Source organism: Mesorhizobium sp. SP-1A, from assembly GCF_032460275.1.
In the GTDB taxonomy this organism is placed as follows: Bacteria; Pseudomonadota; Alphaproteobacteria; order Rhizobiales; family Rhizobiaceae; genus Mesorhizobium.
The window spans coordinates 799,780-817,584 of record NZ_JAVXZD010000001.1; the positions used below are offsets into that span (position 1 = coordinate 799,780).

General features: G+C 66.2%; 19 protein-coding genes. 12 read left to right on the top strand and 7 right to left on the bottom strand.

Annotated features, from left to right (window positions below; all coding sequences use genetic code 11):
• Positions 1 to 10: 10 nt before the first annotated feature.
• The 9 genes from QU595_RS03860 to rnhA all read left to right on the top strand — a co-directional run bounded on the left by QU595_RS03860 (position 11) and on the right by rnhA (position 6,476).
• Positions 11 to 955, top strand: coding sequence for a heme o synthase (locus QU595_RS03860; protein WP_315919290.1), 945 nt, complete (start codon positions 11 to 13; stop codon positions 953 to 955).
• A complete protein-coding gene (locus tag QU595_RS03865) occupies positions 952 to 1,119 on the top strand; it encodes a hypothetical protein (protein WP_315919291.1) in 168 nt (55 codons plus the stop codon). The genes QU595_RS03860 and QU595_RS03865 overlap by 4 nt, the downstream gene beginning before the upstream one ends.
• Positions 1,120 to 1,126: 7 nt before the next feature.
• Complete coding sequence (locus QU595_RS03870) at positions 1,127 to 1,759, top strand: cytochrome c oxidase assembly protein (protein WP_315919293.1); 633 nt, start codon at positions 1,127 to 1,129, stop codon at positions 1,757 to 1,759.
• A gap of 1 nt (position 1,760) precedes the next feature.
• Entirely contained in the window at positions 1,761 to 2,642 is an 882-nt protein-coding gene (locus QU595_RS03875; protein WP_315919295.1) for a cytochrome c oxidase subunit 3, read from the top strand.
• 83 nt (positions 2,643 to 2,725) lie between these two features.
• Positions 2,726 to 3,112: a DUF983 domain-containing protein gene (locus QU595_RS03880; protein ID WP_315919296.1), complete on the top strand. Its 387-nt coding sequence runs from the start codon at positions 2,726 to 2,728 to the stop codon at positions 3,110 to 3,112.
• Positions 3,109 to 3,873: an SURF1 family protein gene (locus QU595_RS03885; RefSeq protein WP_315919298.1), complete on the top strand. Its 765-nt coding sequence runs from the start codon at positions 3,109 to 3,111 to the stop codon at positions 3,871 to 3,873. The genes QU595_RS03880 and QU595_RS03885 overlap by 4 nt, the downstream gene beginning before the upstream one ends.
• Positions 3,874 to 3,963: 90 nt before the next feature.
• On the top strand, positions 3,964 to 4,974 hold the full coding sequence (gene ispH, locus QU595_RS03890) for a 4-hydroxy-3-methylbut-2-enyl diphosphate reductase (protein WP_315919300.1): 1,011 nt from the start codon (positions 3,964 to 3,966) through the stop codon (positions 4,972 to 4,974).
• A 6-nt stretch (positions 4,975 to 4,980) separates the two neighbouring features.
• Positions 4,981 to 5,943, top strand: a complete 963-nt coding sequence (locus tag QU595_RS03895) for a homoserine kinase (protein WP_315919301.1) — start codon at positions 4,981 to 4,983, stop codon at positions 5,941 to 5,943.
• Positions 5,940 to 6,476: a ribonuclease HI gene (rnhA, locus tag QU595_RS03900; protein WP_315919302.1), complete on the top strand. Its 537-nt coding sequence runs from the start codon at positions 5,940 to 5,942 to the stop codon at positions 6,474 to 6,476. The genes QU595_RS03895 and rnhA overlap by 4 nt, the downstream gene beginning before the upstream one ends.
• A gap of 31 nt (positions 6,477 to 6,507) precedes the next feature.
• Here rnhA and QU595_RS03905 read toward each other — a convergent pair whose 3' ends face one another.
• Together QU595_RS03905 and QU595_RS03910 are read right to left on the bottom strand one after the other, a co-directional pair.
• Positions 6,508 to 6,990, bottom strand: coding sequence for a peroxiredoxin (locus tag QU595_RS03905; RefSeq protein ID WP_315919303.1), 483 nt, complete (start codon positions 6,988 to 6,990; stop codon positions 6,508 to 6,510).
• Positions 6,991 to 7,071: 81 nt separating this feature from the next.
• A complete protein-coding gene (locus QU595_RS03910) occupies positions 7,072 to 7,875 on the bottom strand; it encodes a protein-disulfide reductase DsbD domain-containing protein (protein WP_315919305.1) in 804 nt (267 codons plus the stop codon).
• A 147-nt stretch (positions 7,876 to 8,022) separates the two neighbouring features.
• On the opposite strand from QU595_RS03910, the gene QU595_RS03915 reads away from it, so the two are divergent.
• Complete coding sequence (locus QU595_RS03915; RefSeq protein ID WP_315919306.1) at positions 8,023 to 8,631, top strand: YqgE/AlgH family protein; 609 nt, start codon at positions 8,023 to 8,025, stop codon at positions 8,629 to 8,631.
• Between the two features lie 32 nt (positions 8,632 to 8,663).
• On the opposite strand, the gene QU595_RS03920 is transcribed toward QU595_RS03915, so the two are convergent.
• The 4 genes from QU595_RS03920 to thrC are packed head-to-tail and all read right to left on the bottom strand — an operon-like array spanning position 8,664 to position 14,881.
• Positions 8,664 to 11,531 carry an EAL domain-containing protein gene (locus tag QU595_RS03920; RefSeq protein WP_410000493.1) on the bottom strand — a complete coding sequence of 956 codons (2,868 nt, stop codon included), beginning with the start codon at positions 11,529 to 11,531 and terminating at the stop codon, positions 8,664 to 8,666.
• Positions 11,532 to 11,573: 42 nt separating this feature from the next.
• Positions 11,574 to 12,170, bottom strand: coding sequence for a GNAT family protein (locus tag QU595_RS03925; protein WP_315919307.1), 597 nt, complete (start codon positions 12,168 to 12,170; stop codon positions 11,574 to 11,576).
• Positions 12,171 to 12,180: 10 nt separating this feature from the next.
• Positions 12,181 to 13,473, bottom strand: a complete 1,293-nt coding sequence (locus QU595_RS03930) for a pitrilysin family protein (RefSeq protein WP_315919308.1) — start codon at positions 13,471 to 13,473, stop codon at positions 12,181 to 12,183.
• Positions 13,474 to 13,483: 10 nt separating this feature from the next.
• Entirely contained in the window at positions 13,484 to 14,881 is a 1,398-nt protein-coding gene (thrC, locus tag QU595_RS03935; RefSeq protein WP_315919310.1) for a threonine synthase, read from the bottom strand.
• A 128-nt stretch (positions 14,882 to 15,009) separates the two neighbouring features.
• Here thrC and QU595_RS03940 point away from each other — a divergent pair, with 128 nt between their 5' ends.
• Entirely contained in the window at positions 15,010 to 15,699 is a 690-nt protein-coding gene (locus tag QU595_RS03940) for a hypothetical protein (protein WP_315919311.1), read from the top strand.
• A 47-nt stretch (positions 15,700 to 15,746) separates the two neighbouring features.
• Here the strand turns inward: QU595_RS03940 and QU595_RS03945 are convergent, their stop codons facing one another.
• Entirely contained in the window at positions 15,747 to 16,436 is a 690-nt protein-coding gene (locus QU595_RS03945) for an HAD family hydrolase (RefSeq protein ID WP_315919313.1), read from the bottom strand.
• Positions 16,437 to 16,599: 163 nt separating this feature from the next.
• Between QU595_RS03945 and QU595_RS03950 the strand changes: the two genes are divergently transcribed.
• Positions 16,600 to 17,733 (top strand): site-specific DNA-methyltransferase, encoded by a 1,134-nt coding sequence (locus QU595_RS03950; RefSeq protein WP_315919315.1) that lies wholly within the window; start codon positions 16,600 to 16,602, stop codon positions 17,731 to 17,733.
• The last annotated feature ends 72 nt before the right edge of the window (positions 17,734 to 17,805 follow it).

The following is a 17,805-nucleotide window of genomic DNA, read 5'->3' on the forward strand; positions in this document are numbered from 1 at the left end:
CTTTGACGTAATGGCCCTGGTCGACAACACCCGCATCGACGATACGTCCTTCCGCATGTCGGAAGCGACCGCGGGCGACTTCTTCGCGCTGCTGAAGCCGCGGGTGATGTCGCTGGTGGTGTTCACGGCCTTCGTCGGTCTTGTCGCCGCGCCGGCCACGATCAATCCGTTCCTCGCGGTGGTGGCGATCCTGGCGATCGCCATCGGCGCGGGCGCGTCCGGCGCGCTCAACATGTGGTACGACGCCGACATCGACGCCGTCATGACCCGCACCGCCGAGCGCCCGGTGCCCTCCGGCCGCGTCCGCCCGGGCGAAGCGCTCGTCTTCGGCCTGATCCTTTCGGTGCTTTCGGTGATGACGCTCGGCGTGCTGGTCAACTGGCTGTCGGCGGCGCTGCTTGTCTTCACGATCTTCTTCTACGCCGTCATCTACACGATGTGGCTGAAGCGCTCGACGCCGCAGAACATCGTCATCGGCGGTGCTGCCGGCGCCTTTCCTCCGGTCATCGGCTGGGCGGCCGCCACCGGTAGCGTCAGCCTGGAAAGCGTCATCCTGTTCCTCATCATCTTCCTGTGGACGCCGCCGCATTTCTGGGCGCTGGCACTGTTCAAGTCGGGCGACTACGAGCGCGCCGGCATCCCGATGATGCCCAACGTCGCCGGCGAGACGTCCACCCGCCGCCAGATCTTCGCCTATGCGCTTGTGCTCGCGCCCATCGGCGTGCTGCCCTGGTATCTGGGCTATGCCAGCGCGGGCTACGGCATCGCCTCGGCCCTGCTGGGCGCCGGCTTCGTCTGGTATTCCTGGAAGGTGCTGATGATGCCCGACAGCGACCGGGTCATGAAGCCGGCCAAGGCGCTGTTCGGTTATTCACTGCTTTATCTCTTCGCCATCTTCGCCGCCTATCTGGCCGACAGTGTCGTGGAGCGAGCCCTCGGGCTGGCGGGGGCATGACGATGGCCGACGAAAAGCCCGAACTGGTCACCCTGACGGAACGTCAGCGCAAGGCGCGCCGCAACCGCTCGGTCGCCATCGGCCTGGCGCTCGGCGCGCTGGTCATCATCTTCTACGTGGCCACTTTCGTGAAGGGCCCCGCCATCCTGAACAAGCCGTTCTGAGGTGGAGATGAGCGAGCAATCCGCGAACCCGCCGCCGCCCGTCAGGAGAGCCTCGAACGGCGTGATCGCCGGCATCTGCCTGGCCTTTTTCGCCGGCATGGTCGGCATGGCCTATGCGGCGGTCCCGCTCTATTCCCTGTTCTGCCAGGTGACCGGCTATGGCGGCACCACGCGCCGCGCCACCGAGCAATATGCAAGCAAGGTGCTCGACCGCAAGATCACCATCCGCTTCGACGCCAACACTTCCGGCATTCCGTGGGAGTTCCAGCCGGCCCAGCGCTCCATGACGATCAGGATCGGCGAGACGGCGGAGGCGCATTACACGGCGACCAACAGGCTCGACAAACCGGTGACCGGCCGCGCCACCTTCAACGTCGTGCCGCTGCTGGCGGGCTCCTATTTCAACAAGGTGGAGTGCTTCTGCTTCACCGATCAGACCTTGAAACCGGGCCAGACGGCCGATATGCCTGTCCTGTTCTATGTCGATCCCGACATTGTCAACGCGCCGGAACTGAAGAACATCGATACCATCACGCTGTCCTACACCATGTTCTCCAGCGAGGAGAACAAGCCGGTCGCCTCGGCGCCGGAAACGGGCGGCAAGACCAACAAGGACACCGGAGAGAACCTCGGGGGCTGACATGGCAGACGCGCACGCAAAACCGCAACACGACTACCACATCATAGATCCCAGCCCGTGGCCGTTCACCGGCTCCGTCGGCGCGCTGGTCATGGCCTTCGGCGGCGTCGGCTACATGCAGTATCTCAAGGGCAACCAGTTCCACCTGCTGGGTGTGAACCTCGCGACGCCCTGGATATTCTTCATCGGCGTGCTGATCGTGCTCTACACCATGTTCTCCTGGTGGTCGGACACCATCAAGGAAGCGCATGAGGGTCATCACACCCGCGTCGTGTCGCTGCACCTGCGCTATGGCATGATCATGTTCATCGCCTCGGAGGTGATGTTCTTCGTGGCCTGGTTCTGGGCCTTCTTCGACGCCAGCCTGTTCCCCAACGAGGCCCAGCAGGTGGCGCGGGCCGCCTATACGGGCGGCGTCTGGCCGCCGAAGGGCATGGAAGTGCTCGATCCCTTCCACCTGCCGCTCTACAACACGGTCATCCTGCTGCTGTCCGGCACGACGGTCACGTGGGCGCACCATGCGCTGCTGCACAACGACCGCAAGGGCCTGATCAACGGACTGGCGCTGACGGTCGCGCTCGGCCTGCTGTTCACCTGCGTGCAGGCCTACGAGTACATGCACGCGCCGTTCGGCTTCAAGGACTCCATCTACGGCGCCACCTTCTTCATGGCCACCGGCTTCCACGGCTTTCACGTCATCATCGGCACGATCTTCCTGATCGTGTGCCTGATCCGTGCGATCAAGGGCGACTTCACGCCCAAGCAGCATTTCGGCTTCGAGGCCGCCGCCTGGTACTGGCACTTCGTCGACGTCGTGTGGCTGTTCCTCTTCTCGGCGATCTACGTCTGGGGCTCGTCCGGCGGACTGATCGAAGGTCACTGATATCGGCCGCAGGGGTCGAACGGGCGGCTGCGGCAACGTGGCCGCCTTATTTTTTGACAGCGCAAGTTGATAGGATGGCAAGCATGAGCGACGACAAGGCGATCTGGCCGCCGATCGACCCCATCCAGGCCGGCCTGAAGGGACGCTGCCCGCGCTGCGGCGAGGGCAGCCTGTTCTCCGGTTTCCTGACGGTGGGCCGGCGCTGCGGCAATTGCGGCCTCGACTATTCCTTCGCCGATGCCGGCGACGGTCCCGCCGTTTTCGTCATCCTGATCATCGGCTTCATCGTCGTAGGGCTGGCGCTGTGGATGGAAGTGACGCTTGCGCCGCCGCTTTGGGTGCACTTCCTGCTCTGGATACCGCTGACGATCGTCCTTTGCCTGACGGCGCTGCGCCTCATCAAGGGCGTGCTCATCACTCTGCAATACAGCAAGCAGGCCGCCGAAGGGCGGCTGGACCAGGACGAATGAGCGAAGCTTCCACGCGCGAGCGAGCGCGCGGCCCCCGCAAAGGCCTTGCGCTGGTCTGCGGCGGCATCCTCTTCCTCATCCTGGTCGCGCTCGGCACCTGGCAGGTGCAGCGCCTGCACTGGAAGGAAGCGCTGCTGCAGACGATCGACACGCGCATGCATTCCGCGCCGCGTCCGCTCGCCGAGATCGAGCGCAAATTCGCCGAAACAGGCGACGTGGACTACATGCCGGTCACCGTCACCGGCACCTTCCTGCACAGCGGCGAGCGCCATTTCTTCGCCACCTGGCAGGGCGCCTCCGGCTTCAACGTCTATACACCGCTCAAGCTGGAGGACGGCCGCTACGTCCTCGTCAACCGGGGCTTCGTGCCTTACGACCTCAAGGACCGGGCCAGGCGTCCGCAAGGAGAAGTGCAAGGCGCGGTGACGGTCACGGGCCTTGCCCGCAATCCCTTGCCGGGCAAGCCGTCGATGATGCTGCCGGACAACGATCCGGCCAAGAACATCTTCTTCTGGAAGGACCGCGACGCGATGGCCGCCACGGCCGGCCTGCCCGCTGGCGCCGTGCTGGTGCCGATCTTCGTCGACGCGGACAAGACGCCGAATCCCGGCGGCCTGCCCATCGGCGGCGTGACCATCGTCGACCTGCCCAACAATCATTTGCAATATGCCATCACCTGGTACGGGCTGGCGGTCGCGCTGGCCGGCGTGCTCGTGCTGTGGCTGGCGCGGCAATCGAAGGGGCGCCAGCCGGGCTCCTGACGCCGCGCTCTTGACATTGGGCTGAACGCTGCCCTTGACAGGACGGGGGCCCGCGGCCCATCTGCCGGATTGGCCAACTCACGGAACAAGATGCCTCAGACCGCCCCAAAGCCTCCGCTCACGATCAGGCTCTGCCAGCCGCGCGGCTTCTGCGCGGGCGTCGACCGCGCCATCCAGATCGTGGTTCTGGCGCTGAAGAAATACGGCGCTCCGGTCTATGTCCGGCACGAGATCGTGCACAACCGCTACGTTGTCGAAGGCCTGCAGAACCTCGGCGCCGTGTTCATCGAGGAACTGCACGAGATCCCGGCCGGGCACAGGCACTGTCCGGTGGTCTTCTCCGCGCACGGCGTGCCGAAATCGGTGCCCGCCGACGCCGAGGAGCGCAACCTGTTCTATCTCGACGCCACCTGCCCGCTGGTCTCCAAGGTGCACAAGCAGGCCATGCGCCACCAGCGCCTCGGGCGGCATGTGCTGCTGATCGGCCATGCCGGGCATCCGGAGGTGATCGGCACCATGGGGCAATTGCCGGAAGGCGCGGTGACCCTGATCGAGACCGAGGCCGACGCCAGGAGCTTCGTGCCGGCCGATGCTTCCGCGCTCGGCTTCGTCACCCAGACGACCTTGTCCGTCGAGGACACGGCCGGCATCATCCGCGCCTTGCAGGAGCGGTTCCCGGACATGCAGGCGGCGGCGGCCGAATCGATCTGCTACGCCACCACCAACCGGCAGGAGGCGGTAAAGGAGACGGCGGCCGGCGCCGACCTGTTCCTGGTCGTCGGTGCGCCCAATTCCTCCAATTCCCGGCGTCTGGTCGAGGTGGCGGAGCGAGCGGGAGCCACCATGTCGCTCCTGGTGCAGCGTGCCTCCGAGATCCCGTGGGACGCCATCGGCGCCATTTCGGTGCTCGGCCTTTCGGCCGGCGCATCCGCGCCCGAGATCATCGTGGACGAGATCATCGATGCCTTCCGCGAGCGCTTCGACGTGTCGGTGGACCTCGCCGTCACCGCGACCGAGACGGAGGAGTTCCCGGTGATGCGCGCCCTGCGCGACGTCACGCTCACGGTCGCCGACATGGCCTTCGTCAACGGATCGCGGTGAGGGGTCATGGCGGTTTATACCGATGTCAGCGAAGGCGAACTGGAAGCGTTCCTGCGCGACTATTCGATCGGCGGCCTGCTCTCCTACAAGGGCATCGCGGAAGGCACGGAGAACTCCAATTTTCTCCTGCATACCACCGGCGGCTCCTACATCCTCACCCTCTATGAAAAGCGCGTGGAGCAGGCGGACCTGCCTTTCTTCCTCGGGCTGATGGACCATCTCGCGCGCAAGGGCATTTCCTGCCCCCTGCCTGTGCACCGGCATGACGGGCAGATGATCGGCACGCTGGCCGGCCGGCCGGCCGTCATCATCACCTTCCTGGAAGGCATGTGGCTGCGCCGGCCGAAGGCGGTGCATTGCCGCGAGGTGGGCAAGGCCCTGGCCGCGCTGCATCTTGCCGGCGCGGATTTTGCCATGCGCCGTCCCAACGCGCTTGCCGTGGACGGCTGGCGCAAGCTGTGGGAAGGGTCGCGCGCTCGTGCGGACGAGGTCGAGCCCGGCCTCGCGGCCGAAGTCGATGCCGATTTCGCGGAGCTTGAGCGCATCTGGCCGCAGCACCTGCCTGCCGGCATCATCCACGCCGATCTCTTCCCCGACAACGTCTTCTTCCTGGGCGAGAAGCTTTCGGGGCTAATCGACTTCTATTTCGCCTGCAACGACCTTTATGCCTACGATCTGGCCACCTGCCTGAACGCCTGGTGCTTCGAGAAGGATTTCTCCTTCAACCTCACCAAGGGCGCGGCCATGCTGGACGGCTACCAGAGCGTGCGCCCGCTGAACGCCGCCGAGAAGGCTGCCATGCCGGTCCTGGCGCGCGGCTCGGCGCTGCGCTTCATGCTCACCCGGCTCTTTGACTGGCTGCACGGCCCCGGCGGCGATCTGGTCATGAAGCGCGACCCGACCGAATATATCCGCCGCATGCGCTTCCACCGCGCCATTCGCTCGCCTTCGGAATACGGATTGCAATGAAGCACGTGGAAATCTTCACCGACGGCGCCTGCTCGGGCAATCCGGGCCCCGGCGGCTGGGGCGCGATATTGCGCTTCAACGGCACCGAGAAGGAATTGTCGGGCGGCGAGGCCGACACCACCAACAACCGCATGGAACTGCTGGCGGCGATCTCGGCGCTGAGCGCCCTGAAGGAGCCGTGCACCGTCGATCTGCACACCGATTCCAACTATGTGCGCGACGGCATCTCCAAATGGATCGAGGGCTGGAAGCGCAATGGCTGGCGCACCGCCGAGAAGAAGCCGGTGAAGAACGCCGAGTTGTGGCAGGCGCTGGATGAGGCGCGCAAGCGCCACAAGGTGACCTGGCACTGGGTGCGAGGCCATGCCGGTCATCCCGAGAACGAGCGCGCCGACGAGCTGGCCCGCATGGGCATGGCGCCGTTCAAGATGAAGCCGGCGCGACCGCAGACCGCCGCCGCATCGCCAGAGGGCGGCCCCGAACCGTTGCGGCCGGCGCGAAGGCCGCCGCGCCGCTCGACGCAGAGCTACTGAGGCATTGCCGGCGCCGGGTTCGCAGGCCGGTTCAAAGCTGTTCGAGGATTTTCGCCGCGCCCGACTCGCTGACGCCGGGCTTGGTCTCGACGTTCAGCGCGGTGACCCTGCCGTCGTCCACGATCATGGAAAAGCGCTTGGAGCGCAGCCCCATGCCGGCGCTGGAAAGATCGGAATCGAGCCCGAGCGCCTTGACGAAGTCGCCGTTGCCATCGGCCAGGAACAGGATCCTGCCTTCGCCGCCGGTGAAGCGCGCCCAGGCGTTCATCACATGCACGTCGTTGACCGCGACCACGGCGATGGTGTCGACGCCGCGCGCGAGGATGGCGTCATGGTTCTCCAGATAGCCGGGCAGGTGGTTGTTGGAGCAGGTGGGCGTGAAGGCCCCGGGCACCGCGAACAGAACCACCTTCTTGCCGGAAAAGACGTCGCCTGTGGTCACCGTCATGGGGCCGTCCTGCCCCTTGGTCTTGAAGCTGGCTTCCGGTAGCTTCTCGCCGACTGAAATCGTCATCGCGGTCCTCGCTGAATGAGCACTATGGTTCGATAACCAGCGATAGCGGAGTGGGTTCCGCCGTGCAATCGCGCGCCCGGCTCACGGGTAGGGCAGCAGGCCGCGCACGGCTCCGGCGGAGGAGGTCAGCGTGTAGTGCAGGCCGCCGCCGTCCGGCGCGGTGCCCGGCCGGTCCAGGATCGGCACTGAAAAGATCAGCTTGCCGTCCTTTTCGCTGCGTTTCGGCGCTCCGAACATATAGTCGTCCGCGCCGGCGATGAAGAAGTCAGCCGAGGCGGGATCGCCCTGGACCTCGGCCTCGACGACCAGCGTCTCGTGGTCGCTGTGTTGCGGCGTTGCCTGGAAGCCGGGATGCGCCTGCGGCGGCAGGGCAGCCGTCGCGGCCTTTATCAACTGCGCGTCGTCGTCGTTGTCCGGGTCGGAACCCGGATCGACCTCCAGCCGTGCCTGCACCGGAATGCAGATCGTCTCGCAGATGCCGATGAAGATGTCCGCGTCGATGGCGGACTTGTCCTGCGGCGAGGCGAGCGTGAACGTCACCGGCAGCGACACCGAATGGTCGTAGCCGGCCCATTGGCCGTAGCCGTCGTCATGCCGGCGCGGCGCGGGAAACGACATTTGCGCGTTAGCGACGTTCGGGCTGGCCTCCACGGTCAGCTGCGGCGGCACGCCGCTGTCGCCGGGATCGCGCCAATAGGTCTTCCAGCCGGGCTTGAGCTGGATGTCGAGCGCGCCTTGCAGCCGGCCCTGCGCATCCGGCTGGCCGGTGGTGACCAGCCGCACCCGGCCGCCCTCAGTGTCGTGCCAGGCCGAGGACGAGGCGGCGGCCGGCAGGGCGGACAGACACAGGACGGCGATGCCGGACAGGAAACGGGAATGTCGCATGAGGCTGATTTGACCGGCACAATGCGGCGGCGCAACCGTCTGCGGCCCGCCGGGGCATCATTTTTGCGTGACCCCGGCAGTGATCGCGAGCGCAAATCGCGACGGTTCCATCTTTCATGCCGAGCGGAAAAGCGATAGGCTTTGGTCATGGACCTGCTGCGCAGCAAGCATGAAGCCGGCAGCGGCGGCTTCCTCGACGACCAGTTCCTCATCGCCATGCCGGGGATGAAGGACGACAGGTTCGCGCGTTCGGTGATCTATGTCTGCGCCCACAGCGAAGAGGGCGCCATGGGGCTGATCATCAACCAGACCCAGCAGATGCTCTTCCCAGACCTTTTGGTGCAACTTGGCATCATGAACGAGCAGGAAGTGATCCGCCTGCCGAGGCAGACGCGCGATTTCGTCGTGCGCAATGGCGGGCCGGTGGACCGCAGCCGCGGCTTCGTGCTGCATTCCGGCGATTACCGCGTGGAGTCCTCGCTCACCGTGTCGTCGGACATCTGCCTCACCGCCACCGTCGACATCCTGCGCGCGATCTCCGCCGGGCGCGGCCCGCGCCAGGCGCTCATGGCGCTCGGCTATTCCGGCTGGGGCGCGGGGCAGCTCGAAACCGAAATCGCCGAAAATGGATGGCTGACCTGCCCGGCCACGCCGGATTTGCTCTTCGATGCGGATATCGAGCACAAATACGACCGCATCCTGGCTTCGATCGGCATCGATCTCAGCCGTCTCAGCTCCGCCGCCGGCCACGCCTGATCACACGGCGCCGACGGCGGCCGTCACCCGGCCTATGCGGCGGTCGAGTATTGCTCCTTGAGCATCTTCAGCGCCGCCTCGCCGCTCACGGGCGCTCCGAACATGAAGCTCTGCACATATTCGCAGCCCATCTGGCGTAGTTCCAGCGCATCGCTCTCGTCGGAAATGCCCTCCGCGACCACCGACAGGCCGAGCTCATGCGCCATGTGCACCATGGAGCGCAGCAGCACCGCCCGCTTCGGCGTCGTGTCGTCCACGAAGCTCTTGTCGATCTTGATCGTGTCGAAGGGGAAGCGGGTCAGGTAGGAGAGCGACGAATAGCCGGTGCCGAAATCGTCGAGCGAGAGCCCGATGCCGAGATGCTTGAGCTTGCCGAGCACATGCGCCGTCTGCTCGGGATTGTCCATCACCAGCGATTCGGTCAGTTCCAGCCGTAGCGAGCGCGCCCTGAGGCCGGCGCGGGCTAGCACCGAGCGCACGTCGCTCACCAGGTCGCGGCGTATCAGCTGCCGGCTCGACAGGTTGACGGACACGAACAGTGGCGTCTCGCCGAGCTGCTTCTGCCAGCCCGCCAGGTCCTCGGCGGCCTTCTGCATGGCGAACAGGCCGAGCTGCACGATCAGCCCGCAATTCTCCGCCACGGGGATGAAGTCGGCCGGCGGTATGGTGCCGCGGCGCGGATGGTCCCAGCGCAGCAGCGCCTCGAAACCGGCGATGCTGCTGTCCTCCAGCCGCACGATGGGCTGGTAGGCGAGGGTGAATTCGCGCCGCTCGATGGCGCGGCGCAGGTCCGATTCGAATTGCAGGCGGTCGGTGCCGACGGTGCGGAACGCGGGCCGGAACGGCTCGATGCGGTCGCCGCCGAAGCGCTTGGCCTGGTGCATCGCAAGCTCGGCGTCCTTGACCAGGTCTTCCGCGGAAGCCTGCCCGGCGGTCCAGGTCACCAGACCGATCGAGGCCGTCAACACGATCTCGCGCTTGGCGAAGGTGATGGGCGCGCTGATGGCGTGCTTGACCGCATCCGCGACGGCCGCGATGCGGGCCGGGTCGTGCTCGGACAGAAGCATCAGCGCGAACTGGTCGCCGGCGAAGCGGGAGAGCGAATCCTTCGGCTTCAGCAGCCGGTGCAGCCGCCGCGCGACGGTGAGCAGGATGGTGTCGCCGGCCGAGATGCCGAGCCCGTCATTGACCTGCTTGAAGCGGTCGATGTCGATGACGAACACGGTTGGGCAAACCTTCTCCTCGGTGCGGGCGATCGAGATGACCGCTTCCAGCCGGTTCATGAACAGTTCGCGATTGGGCAGGCCGGTCAGATTGTCGTGTACGGCGTCGTGCAGCAGGCGCTCTTCCGCCTTCTTCTGCTCGGTCACGTCCACCATGGTCCCGACGCAGCGGATGACCTCTCCGTCGGAGCCGATCACCGGGCGTGCGCGCAGCGAGAACCAGTGATAGTGGCCGTCGGCGCCGCGCAGGCGGAAATTCTGCGCCACCCGCCCGCGCCGGTGCTCCAGCACCACGTCCAGCGTGGTGCGGAAGGTGTCGCGGTCGTCCGTGTGCAGCACGGGCAGCCAGTTGCGCGCCGCCCCGCCCAGGCTGTTGGGGGCGAGGCCGAGCTGCAGCGAGACGTCGGGCCGCGTCACCACGCGGTCGCGCAGCACGTCCCAGTCCCACACGATGTCGCCGGAACCGGCCACGGCCAGCGCCTGCCGCTCGAGATCCGAGAACAGGCCGTGGTAGAGCGCGCCGCCGGCGAAGGCGTGCTGCATGACGGTGAAGCCGATCAGCAGGATGATGAGGATCAGCCCGCCGCCGAGCGCCGGCTGGGCGATGTCGTTGTCGAGCAGGCCGGTGATGGCCATCCACGAGCCGACCATCCAGATCAGCACCATGACCCAGCTCGGCACCAGCATGATGGCGCGGTCGTAGCCGCGAATGCCGAGGAAGACGATGAGGCCGAGGCCGACGATGGCCGTGGCCGCGAAGGAGATGCGCGCGATGCCGGCGGCGACCGCCGGATCGACGATCGCCACGCCCGCGATCAGCAGCAGGCCGAGTATCCACACCACCGCGCCGTAGCTGAAATGCCCGTGCCAGCGGTTGAGGTTGAGATAGGTGAACAGGAACACCACGAAGGTTCCGGCCAGCGCCACCTCCGTTCCGGCCCGCCACATCTGCTCGTTGCCGGGCGAGATCTCGATGATCTTGGCGAGGAAGCCGAAATCCACGCAGATATAGGCCAGCACCGCCCAGGCCAGCGCGGCGGTCGCGGGGAACATCGAGGTGCCCTTGACCACGAACAGGATGGTCAGGAACAGGGCCAGCAGGCCGGCGATGCCGATGACGATGCCGCGATAGAGCGTGTAGGAATTGACCGTGTCCTTGTAGGCCTCCGGCTCCCACAGATAGACCTGCGGCAGCTTGGGCGAGGCGAGTTCGGCGATGAAGGTGACCACGGTGCCGGGGTTGAGCGTCACCCGGAACACGTCGGCGTCAGGGCTTGCCTGGCGGTCGAGCGCGAAGCCCTCGCTTGGCGTGATGGCGGCGATGCGGGTGGCGCCGAGGTCCGGCCAGAAGATGCCGGAATTCACCAGCCGGAAATGCGGCACCACGATCAGCCGGTCGAGCTGCTGGTCCGTCGTGTTGGCCAGCGCGAACACGGCCCAGTCGCCGGTCGAGCGCGCGTCCTTGGCTTCCACCTCGATGCGCCGCACGATGCCGTCCGGGCCCGGTGCGGTGGAAACCTGGAAATTCTCGCCCTGGTTGCGGTAGATCTCGACCGCCCCGGTCAGGTCCAGCGCCACGTCGTCGCGCGCGATCTTGATCGGCTCCACGGCGAACGCCGACGAGGCCGCGAAGAAAAGCGTCATCGTCGCGAGGACGAAGGCGAGCACCCGTTTCATCTGCTCCGGCAGGGCGCCGTCGCGCAGCAGTTTCGTCAAGAATCAGTCCTTCGTTCCTGCGCCCGGAATGTCGTCTGCGATGCGCGCGTAGAGATAGTGGTCCTGCCAGAGGCCGTTGATCCTGAGGTAGGACCGCAAAAGTCCTTCGCGCTGGAATCCGGCTTTTTCAAGCACACGAATGGAGCGGGCGTTGTCGGGAATACAGGCAGCTTCGATCCGGTGCAACCGCAAGGTCTCGAATGAAAAACGCACCAGCACCTTGACCGCGTCGGTCATCAATCCCTGGCCCGAATAGCGCTCGCCGATCCAGTAGCCGAGATGGCCGCTCTGGGAGACGCCGTGGCGGATGTTGCCGAGCGTGATGCCGCCAGCCAGCCTGCCATGTTCGCGCTCGAAGATCAGGAAGGCGATGGCCGAGCCGCGCTCGTAGTCCTCGCGATAGCGGCTGATGCGGTGGCGCCAGGCGCCGCGCTCCAGCTCGTCCGCCGTCCAGCGCGGCTCCCATCGTTCCAGGAAGGCGCGGCTCTCGCCGCGCAGCGCCGCCCACTCGCGATAGTCGCCCGTCAGCGGCACGCGCAGCCGGACCTTGTCGCCTTCCAGCGCCTGCAGGTCGCGGCGGAAGAAAGGGAGCCCGAACACGGCCGGCTGGTCAGACGGCGAGCCTTCGGGCCGTGGCTTCGGCGCCGGGAAGCGTATCGAGGATCGCTTCATAGGGCGCGAGCGTGCCCACGGGACCGACTGCCGCAAGCGTGGGCTTGGTGGTGAAAAGCCGCGCCGACAGGTCCGTCAGCCTGTCCACGGTCAGCGCCGAAAGCCGCTCCATCAACTCTTCCTTCGGCACCGGGCGGCCGAACAGGAGCAATTGCCGCGCGATCTGCGAGGCCCGGCTGGCGGGGCTTTCGCCCGACATGATGAGCCCGGCGCGATATTGCGCGCGCGCCCGGTCGAGCTCGTCCTGCTGGATGCCTGCGCCCGCCTTCTGCAATTCGCGCACGATCACCGGCACCAGCTCGGCGATGTCGGCTTGGCCGGTCGCGGCATGAACGCCGAAGATGCCGGTGTCGGAAAAGCCCCAGTGGAAGGCATAGACCGAATAGCACAGGCCGCGACGCTCGCGCACTTCCTGGAACAGGCGAGACGACATGCCTCCGCCCAGGATCATCGACAGCACCTGGCTGGCGTAGAAGTCGCGCACATGGTAGGCGCGGCCCTCGAAGCCCAGCACCACCTGCGCGTCCATCAGGTCGCGATCCTCGCGGAAGTCTCCGCCGACATATTGCGCATAGCGGGGCACGGCGCTCTCGGCCTTGCTGCGGAAGCCGCCGAGCTTGGCCTCCACCTCCTTGACGAACTCGTCGTGCCTGACGTCGCCGGCGGCCACCACGACCATGCGCTCGGCGCCGTACTGGCGCTCCATGAAATCGTGGAGCTGCCCGGAGGTGAAGGACTTCACCGTCTCGGGCGTGCCCAATATCGAGCGGCCGATGGTCTGGTGGCGGAAGGCGGTCTCGGTGAACCGGTCGAAAACGATGTCGTCGGGCGTGTCGTGCGCGGCGCCGATCTCCTGCAGGATCACGTTCTGCTCGCGCTCCAGCTCCTCGGGGTCGAACTCCGATTCCTGCAATATGTCGGCAAGGATATCGACGGCCAGGGGCACGTCGCCGCTGAGCACCCGGGCGTAGAAGGACGTGGTCTCCACGCTGGTGGCGGCGTTGATCTCGCCGCCGACATTCTCGATCTCCGAGGCGATCTGGAAGGCGGTGCGCCGCTTCGTGCCCTTGAACGCCATGTGCTCGAGCAGATGGGCTATGCCGTGCTCTTCGTCCCGCTCGTTGCGGGCGCCGGACTTGACCCATACCCCTAGAGCGACGGATTCGATGCTTGGAAGCGTTTCGGTGGCGACTGTCAGGCCGTTCGACAGACGGCTTACCTCAACACCCATATGGAACTCCTCACTGCGCCGCCCGTGAACGGCGGCCTATATAATCTTCCAACATTTTAAGGTCCGATGGAAGTACCGTGAATTTTTCCGGGGTCTGCATCATGCCGGCAAGCCATTCAGGCAGCGCGGGGTGCACGCCGCTGGCCGCTTCCACCGCGGCGGGGAATTTTGCCGGATGGGCGGTTCCCAGCACCACCATCGGCGTGGCGCTTGCGGGCTGCTGGCCCGCCACATGCACGCCGGACGCCGTGTGCGGATCGAGCAGGTAGCCGGAGCCGGTCCATGTCGCGCGGATCGTCGCGGCCGCCTCGTCGGAGGAAGCGCGGCCGGCGTCGAATTCGGCGCGGATGCGGGCAAGGTCCTCGTCCGCCATGGTGAAGGCGCCGGACTGCTTCAGCGCGCCCATGTAGCGGCGCACCGCCGCCGGGTCGCGCCAGGCTGCCTCGAAAAGCAGCCGCTCGAAATTGGAGGACACCTGGATGTCCATCGAGGGCGAGGTGGTCGCCACCACGCCCTTCATGCAGTATTCGCCGCTCGCCAGCGTGCGCGCCAGGATGTCGTTGTCGTTGGTGGCGATGACCAGCCGCTCCACCGGCAGTCCCATCTTCTTGGCGGCGTAGCCGGCGAAGATGTCGCCGAAATTGCCGGTCGGCACGGTGAAGGAAACCGGCCGGTCCGGCGCGCCGAGCGAGAGCGCCGAGGAGAAATAATAGACGATCTGGGCCATGATGCGCGCCCAGTTGATGGAATTGACGCCCGACAGCGAGATGCGGTCGCGGAAGGCATGGTCGTTGAACATGTCCTTCAGCAGCCCCTGGCAATCGTCGAAATTGCCTTCGACGGCCAGCGCGTGCACGTTTTGCGCAGACGAGGTCGTCATCTGCCGCTGCTGCACCGGCGAGACGCGCCCATGCGGGAACAGGATGAACACGTCGGTGCGGTCGCGTCCGCCGAAGGCTTCGATGGCCGCGCCGCCGGTGTCGCCGGAGGTGGCGCCGACGATGGTGGCGTGCTGGCCGCGCTCGGCCAGCACATGGTCCATCAGCCGGGCGAGCAGCTGCATGGCCACGTCCTTGAAGGCCAGCGTCGGGCCGTGGAAAAGCTCGAGCACGAAGCTGTTGGGTCCGATCTGCACCAGCGGGCAGGTGGCGGCATGGCGGAAGGTGCCGTAGGCCTCGCGCACCAGCTTCTCGAACGTGGCGGCCGGGATCTCGCCGCCGAGGAACGGCGTCAGCACCCTGATGGCCAGGTCGGAATAGGCGAGGCCGCGCATGGCGCGGATCTCGGCGGCCGAGAATTGCGGCCACTCCTGCGGGACATAGAGCCCGCCGTCGCGGGCCAGTCCGGTCAGGACCGCATCCGAAAATCCAAGGGCGGGTGCTTCCCCGCGGGTGCTCACATAGCGCATCTTCGACCATCCGTTGTCGACAGGTCCGCCGCCGGGCGGCGGACAAGTGGATTTCTGTGCGTGCTCAGTCGCATTTTTGCCGTTGGGTTGCTATAGGACACCAGCTTTGCGAGAGGGAAGTGCAGTTAATGGTCTTTCGTACTTTCAACAGCCGCGCCATTGCGGGTCTGCTGCTCACCGGATTTGCCGTCGCCGGCTGCCAATCGACCGGCAAGGCCATTGACAGCGGGGCCCTCAAGCCCGACGCCACAAAGGTCAAGGCCAGCGATCTCAGGGGCTATTGCCCGTCGGTGACCCTGCGTGAAGGCACGGCCTTTTACAACAACTACGCCAAGGGCGGCCAGGACGATTCCACCAAGCTGATCTATCAGGCCGCTCTTTCCGACGTCACCCGCGACTGCACCCGCACCGATTCGACCCTCGGCATGAAAGTGGCCGTGGCCGGCAAGGTCGTTCCCGGCCCGCTCGGCAAGGCCGGCACCGTCACCCTGCCGATCCGCGTGGCGGTCGTGCAGGGCAGCCAGGTCCTCTATTCCAAGCTCTACCAGTATCAGGTCCATGTGAACGACACGTCGGCCGCGACGCAGTTCGTCTTCAACGATCCGAACGTCTCCGTGCCGTTGCCGGCCGCCAGCACCTATCAGGTGTTCGCCGGCTTCGACGAAGGGCCTGCCCAGAAGGCCAAGTCCGAGGCGGCTTCCAAGCCCGCGGTCAGGAAGGTGAGGAAGAAGAGGCCCGCGCCTGCCGCGGCAGCACCCGCCGCCGCGCCCGCCCAGGCGCCGACGCAGACGCACGAATCCGACATTCCGCGCGGGTAACCCGCCCGGGAGCGGGTTTGGCCGGCGGTGGCGCCGCCGGCCGTCCTTCAGGCGTGTTCGGACCACTCCGAAAGCGCCGCCAGCACGCCCTTGAGTTCCGCCCAGCGGCGAATCACCGTTTCCGCGCCGGCCTCCGTCAGCGCGTCCGCATGGCCGGGATAGCTGTGGCTCGCCCCGGTGAAGCCGATCACGCGCATGCCCGCCGCCCGCGCCCCGGCAACGCCGTGCACGGAATCCTCGATGACGAAGGTGGCGGCCGGGTCGGCGCCCATCTTGTCGGCGGCGTAGAGGAAAACGTCCGGCGCCGGCTTGGTCTTGCCCGTCGGCGTCTCCAGCGCCGAGAAGATGCGCCCGGCGAACAGCGGCAGCAGCCCCGTCTTCTCCAGCATGAACTCGATGCGCTCGGTGCGCGAGTTGGAGCAGATGCAGCGCGGCATCGTCACCGCGGCCACCGCCTCGCGCACGCCGTCTATGGCACGCACGTCGCGCCGCAGCCGCTGGTCCACCAGTTCCTCGGCCTGGTCGATCATCGATATCTGGAAGGGGATGCTGGCCTTCTCCTCGACGGCCATCAGAATGTCCTTGAAGGTCAGGCCGGCATAGGTCTCGGCGAGTTCCTCGGCCGAGATCTCGTAGCCGGCCGCGGTGAGAAGGTCCGCCTCGACGCGGGCGGCGACGATCTCCGAATCGACGAGCACGCCGTCGCAGTCGAAGATGACGAGTTCTGGTTTGGTCATGGTCTTCCGGAAAGTTGGGGGCAAGGCGCGCGTCTCGCGCAATTTGCCTGCGGCATACACCAACGGGCCCGCGCCGGCAAATTCGGGCCGCCCGCTTCATTAAATCTTTACTGAGAACGGTAACCATAACAGCCTGTAAACAGTAACGTGTTCAGGTGTTTCGATGTCTGCCGTACGTCTTCTCGACGAGCTTTCTTCCGCTGCCCTTGAATCCGAATGGGTGGACACGATCCTGAAAGGGGACTGCGTCGCGGCGCTCGACAGGCTGCCCGAAAAATCGGTGGACGTGATCTTCGCCGACCCGCCCTACAACCTCCAGCTCGACGGCGACCTGCATCGTCCCGACCAGTCCAAGGTCGACGCCGTGGACGATCACTGGGACCAGTTCGAGAGCTTCGAGGCCTACGACGCCTTCACCCGCGCCTGGCTGCTGGCCGCGCGCCGTGTGCTGAAGCCGAACGGCACCATCTGGGTGATCGGCTCCTATCACAACATCTTCCGCGTCGGCGCCAAGATGCAGGATCTCGGCTTCTGGATCCTGAACGACGTGGTCTGGCGCAAGACCAACCCGATGCCGAATTTCCGCGGCCGCCGTTTCCAGAACGCGCATGAGACGCTGATCTGGGCTTCGCGCGACCAGAAGGGCAAGGGCTACACCTTCAACTACGAGGCGCTGAAGGCCGCCAATGACGACGTGCAGATGCGTTCCGACTGGCTGTTCCCGATCTGCACCGGTTCGGAACGGCTGAAGGACGACAACGGCGACAAGCTGCATCCGACGCAGAAGCCGGAAGCGCTGCTCGCCCGCATCCTCATGTCCTCGACCAAGCCCGGCGACATCGTGCTCGACCCGTTCTTCGGCTCCGGCACCACCGGCGCGGTCGCAAAGCGCCTCGGCCGCCATTTCGTCGGCATCGAGCGCGAGCAGGCCTATATCGACGCCGCCAACGAACGCATCGCGGCGGTGAAGCCGCTGGCCGACACCGAACTCACGGTGCTTTCCGGCAAGCGCGCCGAACCGCGCGTCGCCTTCGTCAGCCTGATCGACAGCGGCCTGATGAAGCCGGGCGCCACGCTCTACGACGCCAGGAAGCGCTGGGCCGCCAAGGTGCGCGCCGACGGCACGCTGGCCGTGGGCGACCAGGCCGGCTCGATCCATCGCGTCGGCGCGCAGGTGCAGGGGCTGGACGCCTGCAACGGCTGGACCTTCTGGCACTACGAGCGCGCCGGCGGCCTCACGCCCATCGACGAACTGCGCCGCATCGCGCGCCTCGGCATGGAAAGGGCAGGCGCGTGACCAAGCCCGGCGGCGGTGCCGCCGCGGCCATCGCGAGGTTGAATCAGAAACTCAGGCGCCACCGCCAAATGA

Bases quoted from the DNA above. Each gene is read 5' to 3' on its own strand.
- QU595_RS03945 (WP_315919313.1), bottom strand. From the start codon at position 16,436: ATGACCAAACCAGAACTCGTCATCTTCGACTGCGACGGCGTGCTCGTC.
- QU595_RS03875 (WP_315919295.1), top strand. From the start codon at position 1,761: ATGGCAGACGCGCACGCAAAACCGCAACACGACTACCACATCATAGAT.
- thrC (WP_315919310.1), bottom strand. From the start codon at position 14,881: ATGCGCTATGTGAGCACCCGCGGGGAAGCACCCGCCCTTGGATTTTCG.
- ispH (WP_315919300.1), top strand. From the start codon at position 3,964: ATGCCTCAGACCGCCCCAAAGCCTCCGCTCACGATCAGGCTCTGCCAG.
- QU595_RS03910 (WP_315919305.1), bottom strand. From the start codon at position 7,875: ATGCGACATTCCCGTTTCCTGTCCGGCATCGCCGTCCTGTGTCTGTCC.
- QU595_RS03930 (WP_315919308.1), bottom strand. From the start codon at position 13,473: ATGGGTGTTGAGGTAAGCCGTCTGTCGAACGGCCTGACAGTCGCCACC.
- QU595_RS03920 (WP_410000493.1), bottom strand. From the start codon at position 11,531: ATGAAACGGGTGCTCGCCTTCGTCCTCGCGACGATGACGCTTTTCTTC.
- QU595_RS03905 (WP_315919303.1), bottom strand. From the start codon at position 6,990: ATGACGATTTCAGTCGGCGAGAAGCTACCGGAAGCCAGCTTCAAGACC.
- QU595_RS03880 (WP_315919296.1), top strand. From the start codon at position 2,726: ATGAGCGACGACAAGGCGATCTGGCCGCCGATCGACCCCATCCAGGCC.
- QU595_RS03950 (WP_315919315.1), top strand. From the start codon at position 16,600: ATGTCTGCCGTACGTCTTCTCGACGAGCTTTCTTCCGCTGCCCTTGAA.
- QU595_RS03885 (WP_315919298.1), top strand. From the start codon at position 3,109: ATGAGCGAAGCTTCCACGCGCGAGCGAGCGCGCGGCCCCCGCAAAGGC.
- rnhA (WP_315919302.1), top strand. From the start codon at position 5,940: ATGAAGCACGTGGAAATCTTCACCGACGGCGCCTGCTCGGGCAATCCG.
- QU595_RS03860 (WP_315919290.1), top strand. From the start codon at position 11: ATGGCCCTGGTCGACAACACCCGCATCGACGATACGTCCTTCCGCATG.
- QU595_RS03895 (WP_315919301.1), top strand. From the start codon at position 4,981: ATGGCGGTTTATACCGATGTCAGCGAAGGCGAACTGGAAGCGTTCCTG.
- QU595_RS03915 (WP_315919306.1), top strand. From the start codon at position 8,023: ATGGACCTGCTGCGCAGCAAGCATGAAGCCGGCAGCGGCGGCTTCCTC.
- QU595_RS03870 (WP_315919293.1), top strand. From the start codon at position 1,127: ATGAGCGAGCAATCCGCGAACCCGCCGCCGCCCGTCAGGAGAGCCTCG.
- QU595_RS03940 (WP_315919311.1), top strand. From the start codon at position 15,010: ATGGTCTTTCGTACTTTCAACAGCCGCGCCATTGCGGGTCTGCTGCTC.
- QU595_RS03865 (WP_315919291.1), top strand. From the start codon at position 952: ATGACGATGGCCGACGAAAAGCCCGAACTGGTCACCCTGACGGAACGT.